The 16,970-nt window shown below is 74.6% G+C and carries 19 protein-coding genes, 1 rRNA gene and 1 pseudogene; 13 read left to right on the forward strand and 8 right to left on the reverse strand.

Annotated elements, in window-relative coordinates; genetic code table 11:
- Positions 1–81: 81 nt before the first annotated feature.
- A complete protein-coding gene (locus ACZ6Q9_RS26470) occupies positions 82–1,332 on the reverse strand; it encodes a hypothetical protein (protein WP_396829865.1) in 1,251 nt (416 codons plus the stop codon).
- Positions 1,333–1,563: 231 nt separating this feature from the next.
- On the opposite strand from ACZ6Q9_RS26470, the gene ACZ6Q9_RS26475 reads away from it, so the two are divergent.
- The 6 genes from ACZ6Q9_RS26475 to ACZ6Q9_RS26500 all read left to right on the forward strand — a co-directional run bounded on the left by ACZ6Q9_RS26475 (position 1,564) and on the right by ACZ6Q9_RS26500 (position 6,547).
- Positions 1,564–3,117, forward strand: a complete 1,554-nt coding sequence (locus ACZ6Q9_RS26475; RefSeq protein ID WP_396829864.1) for an NAD(P)/FAD-dependent oxidoreductase — start codon at positions 1,564–1,566, stop codon at positions 3,115–3,117.
- A gap of 109 nt (positions 3,118–3,226) precedes the next feature.
- On the forward strand, positions 3,227–3,436 hold the full coding sequence (locus ACZ6Q9_RS26480) for a hypothetical protein (protein WP_396829863.1): 210 nt from the start codon (positions 3,227–3,229) through the stop codon (positions 3,434–3,436).
- A gap of 212 nt (positions 3,437–3,648) precedes the next feature.
- Positions 3,649–3,984, forward strand: a complete 336-nt coding sequence (locus ACZ6Q9_RS26485) for an ArsR/SmtB family transcription factor (RefSeq protein ID WP_357461684.1) — start codon at positions 3,649–3,651, stop codon at positions 3,982–3,984.
- Positions 3,981–4,301 carry a hypothetical protein gene (locus ACZ6Q9_RS26490; RefSeq protein WP_357461682.1) on the forward strand — a complete coding sequence of 107 codons (321 nt, stop codon included), beginning with the start codon at positions 3,981–3,983 and terminating at the stop codon, positions 4,299–4,301. The genes ACZ6Q9_RS26485 and ACZ6Q9_RS26490 overlap by 4 nt, the downstream gene beginning before the upstream one ends.
- Before the next feature lie 29 nt (positions 4,302–4,330).
- Positions 4,331–5,884, forward strand: coding sequence for a serine hydrolase domain-containing protein (locus ACZ6Q9_RS26495; RefSeq protein ID WP_396829862.1), 1,554 nt, complete (start codon positions 4,331–4,333; stop codon positions 5,882–5,884).
- A gap of 177 nt (positions 5,885–6,061) precedes the next feature.
- The gene (locus ACZ6Q9_RS26500; RefSeq protein WP_393266561.1) at positions 6,062–6,547 is read left to right on the forward strand and encodes a GNAT family N-acetyltransferase; all 486 of its coding nucleotides are present in this window, start codon (positions 6,062–6,064) and stop codon (positions 6,545–6,547) included.
- 59 nt (positions 6,548–6,606) lie between these two features.
- Here the strand turns inward: ACZ6Q9_RS26500 and ACZ6Q9_RS26505 are convergent, their stop codons facing one another.
- Both ACZ6Q9_RS26505 and ACZ6Q9_RS26510 read right to left on the reverse strand, forming a co-directional pair.
- Positions 6,607–7,452 (reverse strand): siderophore-interacting protein, encoded by an 846-nt coding sequence (locus ACZ6Q9_RS26505; RefSeq protein ID WP_393266564.1) that lies wholly within the window; start codon positions 7,450–7,452, stop codon positions 6,607–6,609.
- The gene (locus ACZ6Q9_RS26510; RefSeq protein ID WP_393266566.1) at positions 7,449–8,483 is read right to left on the reverse strand and encodes an ABC transporter substrate-binding protein; all 1,035 of its coding nucleotides are present in this window, start codon (positions 8,481–8,483) and stop codon (positions 7,449–7,451) included. The genes ACZ6Q9_RS26505 and ACZ6Q9_RS26510 overlap by 4 nt, the downstream gene beginning before the upstream one ends.
- A 67-nt stretch (positions 8,484–8,550) precedes the next feature.
- Here ACZ6Q9_RS26510 and ACZ6Q9_RS26515 point away from each other — a divergent pair, with 67 nt between their 5' ends.
- Genes ACZ6Q9_RS26515 through ACZ6Q9_RS26530 form a run of 4 tightly spaced genes read left to right on the forward strand, consistent with a single transcriptional unit; the run spans position 8,551 to position 12,191 of the window.
- Positions 8,551–9,651 (forward strand): FecCD family ABC transporter permease, encoded by a 1,101-nt coding sequence (locus ACZ6Q9_RS26515; protein ID WP_396829974.1) that lies wholly within the window; start codon positions 8,551–8,553, stop codon positions 9,649–9,651.
- A complete protein-coding gene (locus ACZ6Q9_RS26520) occupies positions 9,648–10,676 on the forward strand; it encodes a FecCD family ABC transporter permease (protein WP_396829861.1) in 1,029 nt (342 codons plus the stop codon). Before ACZ6Q9_RS26515 ends, ACZ6Q9_RS26520 begins: the two co-directional genes overlap by 4 nt.
- A 47-nt stretch (positions 10,677–10,723) precedes the next feature.
- The gene (locus tag ACZ6Q9_RS26525) at positions 10,724–11,635 is read left to right on the forward strand and encodes an ABC transporter ATP-binding protein (protein ID WP_396829859.1); all 912 of its coding nucleotides are present in this window, start codon (positions 10,724–10,726) and stop codon (positions 11,633–11,635) included.
- Entirely contained in the window at positions 11,628–12,191 is a 564-nt protein-coding gene (locus ACZ6Q9_RS26530) for a GNAT family N-acetyltransferase (protein WP_393266573.1), read from the forward strand. The genes ACZ6Q9_RS26525 and ACZ6Q9_RS26530 overlap by 8 nt, the downstream gene beginning before the upstream one ends.
- Before the next feature lie 15 nt (positions 12,192–12,206).
- Here the strand turns inward: ACZ6Q9_RS26530 and ACZ6Q9_RS26535 are convergent.
- The 4 genes and pseudogenes from ACZ6Q9_RS26535 to ACZ6Q9_RS26550 all read right to left on the reverse strand — a co-directional run.
- Positions 12,207–12,440: pseudogene (locus tag ACZ6Q9_RS26535) on the reverse strand (RibD family protein); the annotation flags it as partial.
- A gap of 10 nt (positions 12,441–12,450) precedes the next feature.
- Positions 12,451–13,053 (reverse strand): GerMN domain-containing protein, encoded by a 603-nt coding sequence (locus ACZ6Q9_RS26540; RefSeq protein WP_396829858.1) that lies wholly within the window; start codon positions 13,051–13,053, stop codon positions 12,451–12,453.
- Positions 13,050–14,405 (reverse strand): sensor histidine kinase, encoded by a 1,356-nt coding sequence (locus tag ACZ6Q9_RS26545; protein WP_396829857.1) that lies wholly within the window; start codon positions 14,403–14,405, stop codon positions 13,050–13,052. The genes ACZ6Q9_RS26540 and ACZ6Q9_RS26545 overlap by 4 nt, the downstream gene beginning before the upstream one ends.
- The gene (locus ACZ6Q9_RS26550; protein WP_350686351.1) at positions 14,402–15,076 is read right to left on the reverse strand and encodes a response regulator transcription factor; all 675 of its coding nucleotides are present in this window, start codon (positions 15,074–15,076) and stop codon (positions 14,402–14,404) included. Before ACZ6Q9_RS26550 ends, ACZ6Q9_RS26545 begins: the two co-directional genes overlap by 4 nt.
- Positions 15,077–15,288: 212 nt before the next feature.
- Between ACZ6Q9_RS26550 and ACZ6Q9_RS26555 the strand changes: the two genes are divergently transcribed.
- The 3 genes from ACZ6Q9_RS26555 to ACZ6Q9_RS26565 are packed head-to-tail and all read left to right on the forward strand — an operon-like array spanning position 15,289 to position 16,660.
- Positions 15,289–15,660 (forward strand): GlsB/YeaQ/YmgE family stress response membrane protein, encoded by a 372-nt coding sequence (locus tag ACZ6Q9_RS26555; RefSeq protein WP_393448469.1) that lies wholly within the window; start codon positions 15,289–15,291, stop codon positions 15,658–15,660.
- Entirely contained in the window at positions 15,657–16,313 is a 657-nt protein-coding gene (locus tag ACZ6Q9_RS26560) for an STAS domain-containing protein (protein WP_396829856.1), read from the forward strand. The genes ACZ6Q9_RS26555 and ACZ6Q9_RS26560 overlap by 4 nt, the downstream gene beginning before the upstream one ends.
- A 47-nt stretch (positions 16,314–16,360) precedes the next feature.
- Entirely contained in the window at positions 16,361–16,660 is a 300-nt protein-coding gene (locus ACZ6Q9_RS26565) for a BON domain-containing protein (RefSeq protein WP_396829855.1), read from the forward strand.
- Positions 16,661–16,726: 66 nt separating this feature from the next.
- Here the strand turns inward: ACZ6Q9_RS26565 and rrf are convergent.
- A 5S ribosomal RNA gene (gene rrf / locus ACZ6Q9_RS26570) occupies positions 16,727–16,843 on the reverse strand.
- Positions 16,844–16,970 lie beyond the last annotated feature (127 nt).

Raw genomic sequence — 16,970 nt, forward strand, 5'->3', positions numbered from 1 at the left:
AGTTCCGGCCTGGCAGTCGGCGAAATTTTCAACCGATCATAGAGAGCCAGGGCCCGTCAGGTGAAGACGGCACCGGGCCCCTCAGATGATGAAGTGGGTCCAGTAGGCGAGCCAGGTGACGAAGAGAGCGCCCTGGAGGAGGGCGAGGGCGGCGGTCAGCCAGGCGTCGGCGGTGGCGTGCCGGGCCCAGCGGGCCAGCACCAGGCCCACCGGGAACGCGGCGAGCAGGTAGCGCAGCAGGCTCTTGTAGACCGGCGGGCCCATCGACAGCGGCACCAGGACCATGATCAACCCGTACGTGAGGTAGGGCAGCCCGAGGTGGTGGACGCCCGCGACCAGGACCACCAGCACCACGACGGCGAACCACACCCGCAGGGCGTCCCGCGGCGGCGAGTCGGTCAGGCCGTGCCACAGCACCCCCAGCGGGTTCTGCACGGAGATGCCCCAGCCCCTCTCCTGGGCGTGCTTGTAGGCGAACCAGTCGCCGCTCTGCCACCGGCAGAACGCCATGTAGCTCAGCCAGCCGGCGGGCACCAGCACCAGCGGCCAACCGGCGCGGAGGTACGCCCCCAGCGCGCGCGGGCCCAGCCGGTAGCCGTGCTGCCGCAGCAGCACCAGGGCCAGCGGGAGCACCACGAAGAACCCGACCGAGCGGCTCAGCGACAGGAAGAACCCCACGACGCCCACGAGCAGCCAGCGCCGCCGCTCGGCGTAGTGGAAGGCGGCGAGCGCGAGGCAGAGGAAGAGCGACTCGGTCAGCGCCGCCTGGAACAGGAACGCGGCCGGCAGCAGCACCAGGTAGCGGACGAACCGGCGGGCCGCCGCGTCGTCGCCGAGCAGCCGCTCGCCCAGCCGGTGGGCGTAGTAGAGCATCAGCAGGAACGCGACGTTGGCGACGAGCAGCAGCGCCAGCGCGGTGTTGCCGCCCAGCAGCGGGGCCAGCGGCCGGGCCAGGAACGGATAGAGCAGCGGGAAGCCGAAGTCCCGCCACGGCTCGTCGAGCGGGAGCCGGGCCAGGTGGTCGTAGAGGAACGAGTCCCAGGCGAACCAGAGCGAGACCCCGCGGTGCCCGGAGACCGCCCGCTGCTGCTCGCGCATCGTCGTCTCGTCCGGCGGCGGCGCCCACGGCACGTCGTCGAAGGCGCTCAACGCGAGCACCCCGACGAGGCTGAGCACGATCTTGGTGCCGAGGAAGACGCCGACGACGAACAGCCACGGCGCCGGCACCCGGTCGGCGGCCCGCGCGGCGGCGCGCCGCAGGTCGTGGCCACGCCGGGCGGGCAGGCGCCCGGCCCGCCGCCGCGCGGCCGTGACGGCCCGCCACCTGTCCATCACCGCGTCTCCCGATCCGGCCGCCAGAACGGTGCCACATCCCCGTTCCGGGGCGCTTGACACGTGTACGCGGCGCGCCGGCCCGGCCGCCCGGCGGTGCGCTCGGGGCCGCTGGTGGCCGCCCGGCCAGGTCGCCGGGCGGCGGAACCGGCATCCGGATCCGGGGTGAGTTCGGGCCGATGCCGGGTAAGCGGGCCGCCTCCGGCAGGCGGAAGCAGGGAGCGGCACGGCATGGACGAACAGCGCGGCACGGTGGTCATCGGCGCGGGACCGGCGGGCCTGACCGCGGCGTACGAGCTGCTCCGGCGGGGCGCCCCGGTCCGGGTGTTCGAGTCCGACGACGTGGTGGGCGGGATCAGCCGCACCGTCGAACGGGACGGGTGGCGCTTCGACATCGGCGGGCACCGGTTCTTCACCAAGGTCGCCCGGGTCGAGGAGTTCTGGCACGAGATCCTGCCCGACGAGGACTTCCTGCTGCGGCCCCGAATGAGCCGGATCTACTACCGGGGCGCGCTGTTCGACTACCCCCTGAGTGCCGCGAACGCCCTGCGCAACCTGGGCGTCCGGGAGGCGGCGCTGTGCATGGGCTCGTACGCCTGGGCCCGGCTGCGCCCGCCGAAGGACCAGTCGCACTTCGAGGGCTGGGTCTCGGCCCGGTTCGGTTGGCGGCTGTACTCGATGTTCTTCAAGACGTACACCGAGAAGGTCTGGGGGATGCCGGCCGACCGGTTGCAGGCCGACTGGGCCGCGCAGCGGATCAAGAACCTGTCGCTGGCCAAGGCGGTGCGCAACGCCGTGCTGCCCCGGCGCAACCGCAAGGACGTGACCAGCCTGATCGAGGAGTTCCAGTATCCGAAGCTCGGCCCGGGGATGATGTGGGAACGCTGCGCCGAGGAGGTCCGCCGGCGCGGCGGCCGGGTGGAGACCGGCAGCTGGGTGACCGCTGTGCACCGCGACCCGACGCGCCGGCGGGCGGTGGCGGTCACCGTCAACGGGGTGGGCGGGCAGCGGACCGAGCCCGCCGAGCACGTCGTCTCCTCGATGCCGATCTCGGAACTGGTGGCCGCGCTGCGCCCGGCCGCCCCGCCGGAGGTGCTGGCCGCCGCGGCCGACCTGCGGTACCGGGACTTCCTGACCGTCGCGCTCGTGGTGCCCGAGGAGTTCTCGTTCCCCGACAACTGGATCTACGTGCACGACCCGGCGGTCAAGGTCGGCCGGATCCAGAACTTCGGGTCGTGGTCGCCGCACCTGGTCAAGGACGGCCGCACCTGTCTCGGCCTGGAGTACTTCGTCTTCGAGGACGACGAGACCTGGCGTACGCCGGACGCCGAGCTGGTCGCCGCCGCGACGGCCGAGCTGGAGCGACTCGGCCTGGTCCGGCCGGGCGTCGTCGAGGCCGGGTACGTGGTGCGGATGCCGAAGGCCTACCCGGTCTACGACGAGCGCTACCAGCGCAACGTGGGCGTGATCCGGGACTGGCTGGCGCGGGAGGTGCCGAACGTGCACCCGGTCGGCCGCAACGGCATGCACCGCTACAACAACCAGGACCACTCGATGCTGACGGCGATGCTGACCGCCGAGAACATCGCCTGCGGCACGAACCACGACGTCTGGTCGGTCAACGTGGAGCAGGACTACCACGAGGAGTCGAGCCACGACGGAAACGGCCACCGGGGCACCGGCCGGGACGCCCCGATCGTGCCGGCCCGGCCCGTCGCCCCGGCCGTCACCACGCTCGACGGTGCCCCCCGGCCCGAACGGCCGGCGCAGGTGCGCCTCGGCTGAGCCGCCCGCCGCACGGCCGAGGGTGGGCGCGCCCGGGCCGGGACGGCGGCGGGTCGACGGGACGGCCGGGCGGCGGCCGCCGTACCGGCCTGGTCCGGCGGCGCTGCCGGTGAGCAGGCCCGGCCCCACGCAGCGGACGCCCACCGCCGACGACGTGGCCGGCTGCCTCCGGGCGTCCCTCGGCCCCGGCCGGCGCACGGTGGCGATGCCGAGCCGGGGCATCAGGGCGCGCACCGACCCGCGGCGGCACGCCTCCCGGCCGACCTGCTCCGCCGCGACCTCGCCGGCCTCGCCGGGAGCTGACGCGGTCGCGGTGTGACGCTCCGCTCGCCCGACGGCGGCAGGGATTCGGCCTGCCCCGGAAGATCGCGATGTCCTCGGTCGCCGGGCCGGGAGCCGACCGGATCACGGGGCCTGGGCGCGGACGACGGTGGCGTCGAACACTGTTCGCTGGCGCTTTCGCCCCTCCCATGTCAGTATCTTCTGACAGGGGGGTGTCATTGATTTCTGACACCCGGAAAGGTGCAGGTGATGGACGAGACGCAGCCGAACGGGGAGGAACTGCTCGCCGCGCTCGCCGCGCTCGCGAGTCCGCACCGACTGCGGATCATCGCCACGCTCGCCGAGGGCCGCAGCTACGTCAGCGCACTGGCGCGGCGCCTGGAGATGAACCGGCCCCTGCTCTACATGCATCTGCAGCGGCTGGAGGCCGCCGGGCTCGTCACCGGCTCGTTGGAGACGGCGCCCGACGGCAACTCGGTGAAGTGGTTCGAGGTGGTTCCGTTCGCGCTGACGCTGACACCCGCGACGGTCGCGGCCGCCGTACCGACGTTGGAAGCCGGTGGCTTCGGAAAGGACAAGAAGTGATCACAGCAGCAGCCGAGGACGACATCGCCCAGGTAGCGATCGTCACATGGACGGTTCTGTTGATCGCCCTGGTGGCGATCGTGGCGTTCGTGGCGCTGGGCATCTACCGGGCCCGGCACGCCGCCGCTCGGGAGGCGCAGTACCGCGCCCTCGCCGAGCAGGCCGGCGACGCGCAGGCCCGGCTGGCCGAGAACGCGCGGCAGACGACCGCGGAGCTGACCGGCCTGCGGTCGGACGTCCAGGCGACCCACACGGAGTTGGCGCAGGTCAGGGCACGTCTGACCGAGCTGGAGCGCCTGCTCAGCCAGATCGGCTGAACCGGAATCCCACAGACAGGAAGAGCACAGTGAGACATCAGCTACGACGTACCGTCGCCGTCCTGGCCGCGGTCGTCTGCCTGGCGACCGCCGGCGGAATCCCGGCACACGCCGCCGAGGACGAGACCGCCCGGGTGCAGGCGTACCTGGACCGCTACCGGGACACCAACCGCATACCCGGGCTCGCGGCGGCCGTCGTACGCGGGGACCGGGTCGTGCAGGAACACGCCGCCGGAGTCACCGGCGACGGCGCGCCGGTGACCGCGCAGACACCCTTCCTGCTCGGCTCGGTGAGCAAACCGTTCACCGCGCTGGCGGTGCTGCAGCTCGCCGAGGCAGGCCGGATCGACCTCGACGCGCCGGCGCGTGCGTACGTGCCCTGGTTGCGGCTGGGCGACGCGACGGCGACCGCACGGATCACCGTCCGGCACCTGCTCACCCAGACCAGCGGGCTGCCCGAGGTCGCCACCAGGGGCCTGACCGACCGCTACGACAACACCCCCGGCGGGCTGGCCCGGTCGGTACGGGACCTCGCCGACGTGCCGCTCGTCGGGCCGCCGGGTGCGAAACACCGGTACAGCGACGGCAACTACATGGTGCTCGGTGCGCTCGTCGAGGAGGTCACCGGTCGCACCTTCGCCGACCACCTGCGTCGCACCGTTTTCGATCCGTTGCGGATGCGGCAGACGGCGGCCACCGCCGCCGAGGCGGAGCGGGTTGGCCTGCCCGCCGGCCACCGCCGCTACCTCGGTCGACCGCAGGGTTTCGACCCGCCGTACGACACCTCCGGCGTCCCGTACGGCTACCTGACCGCCAGCCTCGCCGACCTCGGCCACTTCGCGATCGCCCAGCTCAACGGCGGCCGGCACGGGGAGTCCCAACTGCTGTCGGCCGCCGGCGTCGCGCAGTCGCACCTCGGCCAGGCCGCCATCGGCAGCGGCGGCCGGTACGCCCTGGGCTGGCGCGACACGACGCTGGCGGGCAACGGCGCACGGCTGGTCTGGCACGCCGGCGCGACCCCGGGCTACTTCGCCCACGTCGTGCTGGTGCCCGACTCCGAGCTGGCCGTGATCGTGCTGGCCAACCTCTACCACCCGGCCGCCGACCCGGCGCTCGCCTCGGCCGGTTTCGACATCGCGCGAATTCTGCTCGGCGCTCCGACCGCACCAGCGGCGAACGACACCCTCCTGCTCTCGGTCGCCCCCGCGCTGTTCGGCGTCGCCGGCCTACTCGTGGTCGTCCTGGTCGGTACGGTGCTCGGCGGAGTGCGTCGGCGCCGCACCGGTCCTCCGCCGGGCAGAAAGGCGCTGGTCGCGGCCGCCGCCTGGGCGGTCGGCTGGGCGGCGCTGGCCGTTGCCGTGCTCTGGGTGCTGCCCTCGTCCGTGGGCGGCGGCCTGGGCACGCTGATGCTCTGGACACCGGACATCGGTCACGCCGCCGTGGCCGTCGCCGTGGTGGCCGGGGCCCTCGCGCTGACCCGTAGCGTGTTCGCCCTGGCCGGGGCGCGGAACGCCGTGGGCCGCCCCCGGCCCGCGCGCCGCCTCCGAGGAGGACCCCCTGCCCGCACCGCTGTAGCGGCGTGACCGGGTGCCGAGTCCGGCGGCGCCTAAGGAGGGGTCCCTTCCTAACGCATTGCGTTAGGAAGGGACCCCTCCTTACACGTCAGCCCTCCGCGAGGCGGCGGCGACACGCTGTCGTGCGCGGTCCGGTCCCGCCGGAAACGCCTTGCCGACCCGGTGGCGGCCCCCTAGGGTGCCGGCGTGCTGATCCGCGAGTTCGACGAGGCCGACTGGGCCCAGGTGTGGCCGATCGTCCGGGAGGTGGTGCGGGCGCGGGAGACCTTCCCCTACGACCCGGAGATGACCGCCGAGCAGGCGTACGACATGTGGGTGGAGGCCGCGCCGGGCCGCACCGTGGTGGCGGTCGACGGCGACCGGGTGCTCGGCACCGCCAAGATGGGCACCAACCGCCCCGGGCCGGGGTCGCACGTCTCCACCGCGAGCTTCATGGTCGACCGCGCGGCGCGCGGCCGGGGCGTGGGCACCGCGCTGTGCCGGCACGCGCTCGACTGGGCCCGCGACCGGGGGTACGCGGGCATGCAGTTCAACGCGGTGGTCGAGACGAACACCTCGGCCGTCGAGCTGTACCGGCGCGAGGGCTTCACCGTGGTCGGCACCGTGCCCGGCGCGTTCGCGCACCCCACCCTCGGCCGGGTCGGCCTGCACGTGATGTACCAGGAGTTCTGACCCGGCGCCGCCCGGTCCACCGGGCGGCGCCGGAACCGCAGCTGTGCCGCCGCCGACCGTCAGGCGACGGCCGCGGCGGTCGCCTCGGCGCGCAGGTCCTCCTCCGAGGCGCCGCGACGCCAGTAGCCGGAGAACGTGACGTGCCGCCGGTCGATGCCGCGCTCGCCGACGAGGTGCCGCCGCACCGCGCGCACCATCGACGACTCGCCGGCGACCCAGGCGTACGGGGTGCCGGCCGGCAGCCGCGCGGCGCGGACCGCGTCCGCCAGCAGGGTGCTGCCGGGGGCGGTGCCACCCCGGACGACCCAGCTCACCTCGGCGCGCGCGGCGGTGGGCAGCTCCTGGATGTCCGCCACGTCGGGGACCTCGATCCAGGCCCGGACCCGGGCGTCGGCGGGCAGCCAGGCCAGGATGCCGGCGGCGGCGGGCAGGGCGGTCTCGTCGGCGACGAGCAGCACGGAGTCGGTGCCGGCCGGGGGGCGGAAGCAGACGCTGCGGTTGTCGCGCACGGCCGGGCCGAGCAGCACCACCCGGTCGCCCGGCAGGGCGTGCCCCGCCCAGCGGGAGGCGGGGCCGGTGTCGCCGTGGCCGACGAAGTCGATGTCCACCTCGGCGAGCTCGGGCCGCTGCTCCCGGATGGTGTAGGAGCGCATCACCGCGCGCACGTCGGGGTCCATCGCCCGGTACGCGCCGAACCAGTCCTCCCCCGCCTCGACCGGGAGCACCGGCGCGGGCTGGCCGGGGTGCGGCAGGAACAGGGAGACGCTCTGGTCCCGGCCGCCGCCGGCGAAGTCGGCCAGGTCCGGCCCGCCGAGGGTGACCCGGATCAGGGAGGCGCCGATCCGCCGTGCGCCGACGACCTGCGCGGCGTAGAAGCGGTACTGGAGGGCGACCGCCGTGGTCACGCGGTCACCTTCTTCGCGTTCCGGATGGCGGTGGCCAGGTTCTCCAGCAGCGGCGCGGCGCCGGCGTACGAGAAGCGGGGCACCGCGTCCCACGGGGTGATCTGGTTGGCCTTGACCGCCGGGAGTTGCTGCCAGGTCGGCTTGCTGGCCATGTCCTTGGGCTGCAGGGCGGTGCTGCGGTTGTCGAGCAGGATCAGGTCGGCCGGGAACTTGCCCGCGTTCTCCCAGCTGAGGGCCTCGAAGTAGTCGCCGGCCTCCAGCTTGGTGGGGACGACGATCTCCACGCCCAGCTCGGCGAAGTACATCAGGTCGGTGCTGACCTTCGGGTTGGAGACGTAGAACAGGTCGGGGCTGCCGGAGGAGGCCAGCACCTTGATGCCCGGGTTCGCCCTGACCGCCTGGCGGACCGCCTCGGCGGCGGCCTCGAAGCGGGCCTTCGCGTCGGTGACCTTCTTCGCGGACAGGTCGGCGCCGAGGGACTCGGCGAGCTGCGCGTACCGCTCGATCGGCTTGGTCATCGGCACCCGGGCGGTGGTGATCGCCACGCTGGGGGCGAGCGGGAGGATCTTGTCCTTGCTCTCGTCCGGCACGTACCACAGTGCGCCCGGGTCGTACATGTGGGTGACGAGCAGTTCCGGTCGCAGGGCGGCGTACTTCTCCAGGCTGAACTCGCCCCAGACGTTGCCGAGGACCTGCACGGCGTCCACGTTCAGGTCGCCGGCCTGCGGCTCGGCGGTGCCGTCGGCGCGCTTCGTCTCACCGAACACGCCGACGATCTGCTTGTCGAGTCCGAAGTCGACCAGCGCCGCGGCGACCCCAGTGAAGGCGACCACCCGGGTCGGGCGGTTGGCGGCACTCACCTTCTCGTTGCGGTCGTCGGTGAACGACCACGGTCCGCCGGAGCCGGCTGCGGCGGGGGCGGAGTCGTCGTCCCGGCCGCAGCCGGCGAGCAGGGCGGCCAGGGTGGCGGCGCCACCGGCGGCGAGCAGGCCCCGGCGGGAGAGTCGGCGGGCGGACACGGGATGCGGCATGGCGATGTCTTTCGATCAGGGTCGGGCGAAGGACCATGGACAGCGGGGTTAGGTTAACCTAACCTAAATCGCTGTCAAGCCCCGCCCGGAATCACGCACCACATCGGAGCCCACACTGTCCGCCACCCTCACCTCACGCATCGGCGCGCCACCGGCACCGCCCGTCACGCCCCGGCGTGGCCGCGCCGCGCTGCGGGCCACCGGCCTCGCGGCGTCGGTGCTGCTGCTCGTCGCCGTCACGGTGCTCAGCATCGCCGTGGGCGCCAAGCAGCTCCCGCTCACCGACGTGTGGCAGGGCCTGCTGCACCGCGACGCCGCCGAGTACGCCGTCGTGCACCGGATGCGGCTGCCGCGCACGCTGCTCGGCCTGCTCGCCGGCGCGGCGCTCGGCGTGGCCGGCGCGGTGATGCAGGCGCTGACCCGCAACCCGCTGGCCGACCCCGGGCTGCTCGGCATCAACGCCGGCGCCTCGGCGGCGGTGGCCAGCGCGGCGGCGCTGCTCGGCATCGGCGGCGTCGGCGGCCAGGTCTGGTTCGCGCTGCTCGGCGCGGCCGTCGTCACCGCCGCCGTCTACCTCGTCGGCGGCGGGCGCGGGGCCACCCCCGCCCGGCTGGCGCTGGCCGGCGCGGCGCTCAACGCCACCCTCTACTCGTACGTCAGCGCGGTGATGCTGCTCGACACGGCGTCGCTGGAACGGCTGCGGTTCTGGACGGTCGGCTCACTCGCCGGCGCCGAGGCATCGACCGTGCGCACGATCGCGCCGTTCGTCGCGGCGGGCCTGCTGGTCGCCCTGGCCGCCACCCGCGCGCTCAACGCGCTGGCGCTCGGCGACGACGCGGCGCGCGCGCTCGGCGCCCGGCCGGCCCTCGTCCGGGGCACCGTCATCGTGGCGATCACGCTGCTCTGCGGCGCCGCCACGGCGGCCTGCGGGCCGATCGTCTTCGTCGGTCTGCTGGTGCCGCACCTGGTCCGCGCGCTCACCGGGCCGGACCTGCGCTGGCTGCTGCCGTACTGCGCGGTGCTCGCCCCGGTGCTGCTGCTCGGCGCCGACGTGCTGGGCCGGGTGCTGAGCCGGCCGGGCGAGCTCCAGGTCGGCATGGTGACCGCCGTGGCGGGCGGGCCACTCTTCCTCTGGCTGGTGCTGCGCGGGCGGGTGGCCCACCCGTGATCACCATCCGCACCCCCGGCGGCGTGTCCCTGCGGCTGCGCCCCCGCGCCGTCGCCGTCGGCCTCACCTGCGTGGTGCTCGCCCTGGCGCTGAGCGTGCTCGCCATCGGCAGCGGCGACTACCCGATGAGCCCCGCCGACGTGCTGCGGGCCCTCGCCGGCCGGGGCAGCCCGGCCGAGGAGTTCATCGTCACCGAGCTGCGGCTGCCCCGGCTGGTGACCGCGCTCTGCGTCGGCGCCGCGCTCGCGCTGGCCGGCGCGGTCTTCCAGTCGCTGGTCCGCAACCCGCTGGGCAGCCCCGACATGCTCGGCTTCACCCAGGGCGCGTCGACCGGCGCGCTGGTCGTGGTGGTGCTCGGCGGCAGCAGCATGCTGCTGGCCTCGGCGGCGGTGGTCGGCGGCCTCGCCACCGGCATCCTGGTGTACGCGCTCGCCTGGCGGCGCGGCGTGCACGGGTTCCGGCTGATCCTGGTCGGCATCGGCACCATGGCGATCCTCACCGGCGTCAACGGCTGGCTGCTGACCCGGGCCCAGCTGATGGACGCCGCCCGCGCCGTGCTCTGGCTCACCGGCAGCCTGGACGGGCGCGGCTGGGTCAACGCGCTGCCGCTGCTGGTCGCGCTGGCGGTGCTGGTGCCCGTGCTGCTGGTCGGCTTCGGGCCGGCCCTGCGCCTGATCGAGATGGGCGACGACACCGCCTCCGCCCTCGGCGTACGCGTGGAGCGGGTGCGCCTGGTCGTGCTGGCGGCGGCGGTGCTGCTGGTCTCCCTCGCCGCGGCCGCCGCCGGGCCGGTGAACTTCGTGGCGCTCACCGCGCCGCACCTGGCCCGTCGGCTGACCCGGGCGCCGGGGCCGAACCTACTGCCGTCGGCGGCCGTCGGGGCGGTGCTGCTGGTCGCCGCCGACCAGCTCGCGGTACGCGCGTTCCCCGGGCACCAACTGCCGGTGGGCGTGGTGACCGGGGTGCTGGGCGGCGCCTACCTGATCTGGCTGCTCGCCACCGAACGCCGGGCCGGCCGGCTGTGACCGCGCACGGCCGGCGGGCCACCCACGACGAGAACGGAGCACGGAGCATGCAGTCCCGGCTGAGCGGCAACGCGATGACCCTCGCCTACGAACGGCGGACCATCGCCGAGGACCTGAGCGTCGCCGTGCCCGACCGCTCCTTCACCGTCATCATCGGCCCCAACGCCTGCGGCAAGTCGACCCTGCTGCGCGCCCTGTCCCGGCTGCTGAAGCCGACGGCCGGGGCGGTGCTGCTGGACGGGGAGGACATCCACCGGCTGCCGGCCCGGGGCGTCGCGCGCACCCTCGGCCTGCTGCCGCAGACGTCCGTCGCCCCGGACGGCATCGGCGTCGCCGAACTCGTCGCGCGCGGCCGGTACCCGCACCAGGGGCTGCTGCGGCAGTGGTCGCGCGAGGACGAGCGGGTGGTCGCCGAGTCGATGGCCGCGACCGGGGTGGCCGACCTGGCCGACCGACCGGTCGACGAACTGTCCGGCGGGCAGCGGCAGCGGGTGTGGATCGCGATGGCGCTGGCCCAGCAGACGCCCCTGCTGCTGCTGGACGAGCCGACCACCTACCTGGACATCGCCCACCAGATCGAGATCCTCGACCTCTGCGCCCGGCTGCACGAGGAGCAGGGCCGCACCCTGGTGGCAGTGCTGCACGACCTCAACCACGCCGCCCGCTACGCGACGCACCTGATCGCGATGCGCGACGGGCGGGTGGTCGCCGCCGGCCCGCCCCGGGAGGTGGTCACCGCGGAGCTGGTCGAGGAGGTCTTCCGGCTGCCCTGCCGGGTCATCGACGACCCGGAGACCGGCACCCCCCTGGTCGTCCCCGCCGCCCGCCGCCGGGCCCCGGCGGTCGCGGTCGCCGGCGGGAACCCGCTTGAGCTGCCGCCTCGCGTCGGCCGGGCGCCGCGCGGGGGCCACATCCCCGCGCATCGACCGGAATCGTCGTACGGTGGGCGCGATGCGTGAGGCGACCAACACCCACGGAGAGGACGTCGACGGGTTCGGCCGGGTCACGATCCGCCCCGTCGACCCGGACACCGACATCGACCTGATCCACGGTTGGGTCAGCGAGGAACGGGCCCGGTTCTGGGGCATGCGCGACGCGGGTCGCGAGCGGGTCGCCGAGATCTACCGCTACCTGGACTCGCTGACCACCCACCACGCGTGGCTCGTGCACCGCGACGGCGTGCCGGTCGCGCTGTTCCAGACGTACGAGCCGGCGGCCGACCCGGTCGGCCAGTGCTACGACGTCCGGCCCGGCGACCACGGGGCGCACCTGCTGATCGGCCCGCCGACCACGACCGAGCGGGGCTTCACGGGCGCGCTGCTGGGCGTGTTCCTCGGCTTCGTCTTCGCCGACCCGCTGCGCCGGCGGATCGTGATGGAGCCGGACGCGCGCAACGACAAGGCGGTGGACCGGCTGCTGCGGACCGGCTTCGTCGCCGGCCCGCTGATCGACCTGCCCGACAAGCGGGCCCGGCTGATGTTCCTCGACCGGGAGTCGTTCGAGGCGCGCCGCTGACCGCCGGAGGCGCTCCCGCGCCGAGAGGGCGTAGCGGATCAGCACCACGTCGCCGATCTGGCGGGCCTCCGCCACCCGGGCGCGGCGGCCGGGGTGCCACGGGAACCGGCCGTCGCCGACGAAGAACGGGGCCACCACCAGGTGCAACTCGTCGGCGAGGCCGGTGGTGAGGAACTGCGCGAGCACGGTCGGCCCGCCCTCCACCATCAGCCGGCGCACGCCCCGCGCGGCGAGGTCGGCCAGGCGGGGAGGCCGGCCGTCACCGGGGCGCGACGAGGTCGGCGTAGTCGGCGACGGTGAGGGGGCGCCGGGACAGCGACCCGTCGGCGCGCGGCACCCCGAGCGGCGCCCCACCCCGCAGGAACGCCACGGTGTCGACGTCGGAGCGGGCGGTCAGGGTGCAGACGATCTGGCCGAAGGCGAGGACCTCGTCGCTGCGGCCCGTCTCGTCGCCGGCCTCACCGACGTCGACCTCGACCTCGGTGCCCCGGGGCCGGGCGACGGCGGCCGCGACGGCCCCCGGCAGGGCGGTGCTGAGGCCGCTGTCGCGCTCGGCGGCGGTCGGGCCGGCGAGCAGTTGCTGGAGCTGGGCGTCGACGGTGGGCGTGGCGTCCACCCGGCGCTCGACGCGCACCAGACGGTCGTCGCGGACGAAGCAGAGCACCGCCGTCGCCCGCCCCGCCGTCAGGGTCGGGGTCGGGGTCGCCACGACCGTGCCCGAGGTGGGGAACGGCCCGGGCGGGGGCGCCACGGTGCGGGGGGCGTCCTCCGTCGGGACGCCGCAGCCGACGAGCAGCCCGAGGGCGACGAGCGCAGCACCGGCACCCCGCCACCGTCCCGGCCAGCGCGCCCGGCGGCTCACGACGACACCCCGGGCAGCTCGACCCGGAAGCGGGCGCCCCCGCCGGGACGGTCGCCCACACCGGCGCGTCCCCGGTGCGCGGCGGCGTGCTGGGCGACGATGGCGAGCCCGAGGCCGGTGCCGTCGCCGGCCGCGCGGGCGTGCGCGGCGCGGCCACGGACGAAACGGTCGAAGACGACGTCCCGGTCGGCCGGGGGCACGCCCGGTCCCTCGTCGTCGACCTCGACGATCCCCGTCCCGCCCCGCTGCGACAGCCGCACCGCCACCGGGCCACCGCCGTGGCGGACCGCGTTGTCGACCAGGTTGGCCAGGATCTGCTCGACGCGGCGCTGGTCGACCAGCCAGGTCGTGGCGGCCCCGCCGGCCGCGTGCACGAGCGCGCCCGGCAGCCCGCGCGCCTGGCACACCCGACGGGCCAGCGCCGCCACGTCGACCGGCCTCCGGTCCGCCGGCTGGTCGCTGCGGGCGAGCTGGATCAGGTCGTTGACCAGTTGCTGGAACCGGGTGATCTCGTCGGCCACCAGGCCGGCCGCGGTGGCGGTCCGGTCGTCGAGGTGCTCCCGGCGGCGGGCCAGGACGCTGGCCGCCGCCGCCAGGGTCTGCAGCGGCGAGCGCAGCTCGTGGCTGACGTCGGCGGCGAAGCGGCGATCCCGCTCGATGCGCTGGGAGAGCTGGTCGACCATGTGGTTGAACGACGTGGAGAGGCGGGTGAGGTCCGGGTCGGTGGTCGGCGCGAGCCGGGCGGAGAAGTTGCCATCGGCGATCTCCTGGGCCGCGTCGGCCACGGCGGTCAACGGGCGCAGGCTGTGCCGGGTGGCGTACCAGCCCAGGGCGGCGCCGGAGCCGGCGACCACGATGGCGACGGCGGTCAGCGCGAGCGCCAGGACCTGGAGGGTCTCGTCCAGCTCGCGCAGCGAGGTCAGCTCGTAGTAGCTGATGGACGGGGCCAGCGGCAGGCCGACGAGCAGGGTGGGCTGGCCGTTGACCCGCACCCGCTGCACGGCCGGCTCCCCCGCCCGGACGAGCTGTTGCAGGTCGCCCGGGATCGCGGCGGTCAGGCCGGCGTCGGCGTTGCGGGCGTACCAGTCGTCGCCGCGGTGCAACAGCGGTCGGCGGTTGCCGCCGGTGTCGAGGGACCGCAGCACCTCCACGACGTCGGGGTCCTCCGTGTCCAGCCCGGTACGCACCACCGCCGCGTCGAAGTACGCCGCCCGCACCGCGGTGCGCTCCCGCTCGTCGAGCAGGGACCGCCGGGTCAACTCGTACGAGACCAGCGCCATGGACGCCGACAGCAGCAGCGCGCCGACGGCGAATCCGGCGGACACCCGGGCCCGCAGCCCGAGCCGCCTCACCGGGTCAGCTTGTAGCCGAGGCCGCGCAGGGTGACCAGGTGCCGGGGGCTGCCCGGGTCGTCCTCGATCTTCTGTCGCAGCCGGCCCACGTGCACGTCGACGAGCCGCTCGTCACCGGTGTCGTAGCCCCAGACCCGCTGGAGCAGCTGCTGGCGCGACAGCACCCGGCCGGCGTGCTCGGCCAGCTCGCACAGCAACCGGAACTCGGTGCGGGTCACCGGCACCGGTCGGCCGGCCCGACGCACCTCCCCCGCGTCCGGGCTGATCTCCAAGGGGCCGAACGTGAGGACCGGCACGGGCGCGGGCACCGCCCGGGCCCGCCGGCGCAGCGCCCGCAGTCGCGCCGACAACTCCTTGACCGCCACCGGCTTGACCACGTAGTCGTCGGCGCCGGCCTCCAACGCCGCCACGATGTCGTGGGTGTCGTCGCGGGCGCTGACCACCACGATGGGTACGTCGTCGTCGCGGCGCAGTTGCCGGATGCACTCGAAGCCGTCGAGGCCCGGCAGCATCAGGTCGACCAGCACGTTGTCGGCCGGCTCCCGGCGCTGCATCCGCAGCCCCTCCTCGGCCGTGGCCGCCCCCCGGACGGCGTAGCCCTCGTCCTCGAGCGCGAGCAGCAGCGCCAGACGGATCCGGTCGTCGTCCTCGATCACCAGCACGCCCGTCATACCCGCATCATCCCCAAGGCGGGCGCGAGCGCCCAACCGTGTCCGGCGTTCGACGGTTTTGTCACGCAACTGTCATACAACCGCGTGGCCCGCGCCACGGGCGCCAACCAGGGTGGTGTACGACACCGGGCCGGCCCGCCGGTCACGGCGGTCGGGCCGGGCCCGCCGGAGCGGCAGCCGTCGGCCGACCGGTCCTGCGGAGGAGGGAGCAGATGACCGTCGCCGGTCTCCTCACCGCACTCGCCGTGGGTCTCCTCGTCGCCGCGACGGGCTGGCTGGCGCTCCCCCGCCGGCGGGAGGTGCCGGCCTGGCTGGCCCTGGTGACCGGGATCGTCACCGCCGTCCTCGGCGTCATCCTGGCCCGCATCGTCGGCCTCGACACCGGTTGGTCCGGCCTGTGGCGCCTGGCCGTCCCGGCCGGCTCCGCCGTCCTCGGCGTCGCTCTCGTGGCCGCCACGGCTGGCCCCCGCCGCCCGCCCGTGCCGGCCTGCCGGACGCGGCCGGACCTCGATTCCAACCCGACGCCGCCGGTCGCGGACCGGCGCTTCGCCTCGCCCGACCTCCCGTGGAGGAAGACCCCATGACCGTCGTACCGGACGACAACTCGATGACGCTGATCTGCGACAGCTGCGGAGACGTGACGACGGGAACCGCCTGCGTCCTGCCGGACGCCGAGGTCGTCTGGACCCTGGTCGCCGAGCACGGCTGGAGCGGCTCGCCCTTCGCGACGGGCCCGCACCGCTGCCCCCGCTGCAGCCTCCTCGGCGCGGCCGCCGGGCGCGGCGGCGAGGCCGGTCGCGACGCCCAGGTGGCCGGTGGGGTGCTGGGGGTGGACCACCTCGACGACGTCGCGGTGGCGACCGCCTCCGGTGACATCGACGTCGACATCACCGACGACCTGCGGACCGCGCTGCGGCAGGCGGTCGACGTCTGCGGGCACGTCGTGGTCGACCTGACCCGGGTCCACCTGATCGACGCGAACGGGCTCGGCCTGCTCGTCCGGGCCCACCGCGACGCCCGCGAACGCGGTGCCGTGCTCTGCCTCGCCGCCCCGTCCCGCTTCATCCTCACCGTCCTGCACACCATGCGGCTGGACGGCCTGTTCCCGATCTTCGTCAGCCCCGAGGAGGCCGTCCGGCGGCTCTCTCCGGCCGGGGCGGGCGAGCCCGCCGGGCTGACGGCCACCGTGGCCGGCCGGTCCGGTCACCCGGCGCCGGCCGACACGCCGTCCCGCTGAGCCGGCCCCGTCACCCCGCACCCGCACTCCGGCGAGAGGACGCCCACATGCTCATGCCCTGGCCGCACCCGGACGAGGGCGCGTTCCGTCCCGAGCCGCCCCGGCCGGCGCCCGACGACGAGGACGCCCGGTTGGCCGCGCTGGTCGCCCAACGGTTGAGCAGCGACTGGTCCACGCGCGGCCAGCAGATCGTGGTGACCGCGCAGAACCGGGTCGTCATCCTCACGGGCGTCGTGGCGGGCCCGGACGCCCGGCAGGTGGCCGCCGAGATCGCCTGGGACGTGCGCGGTGTCGTCGACGTCTGCAACGCCCTGCGGCTCGCCGGCCCCCGGCGTCCCCGCCGCTGACGGGCCCGGCCTCGACCAAAATGCGTTCAGGGCCACCCCGAAAGGGGTGGCCCTGAACGAAAGATTGTCCGGCGGTGTCCTACTCTCCCACACCCTCCCGAGTGCAGTACCATCGGCGCTGGAGGGCTTAGCTTCCGGGTTCGGAATGTAACCGGGCGTTTCCCCTCCGCCATGACCGCCGTAACTCTATCGACATATCAAACAACACCACACGGGGTCTGTTGTTCGTTCATCGAGAGTTGCACAGTGGACGCGTAGCAGCTTAGTAGTCAAGTCCTCGGCCTATTAGTACCGGTCAACTGAACCCGTT

It is taken from the genome of Micromonospora sp. NPDC049139 (assembly GCF_055586845.1).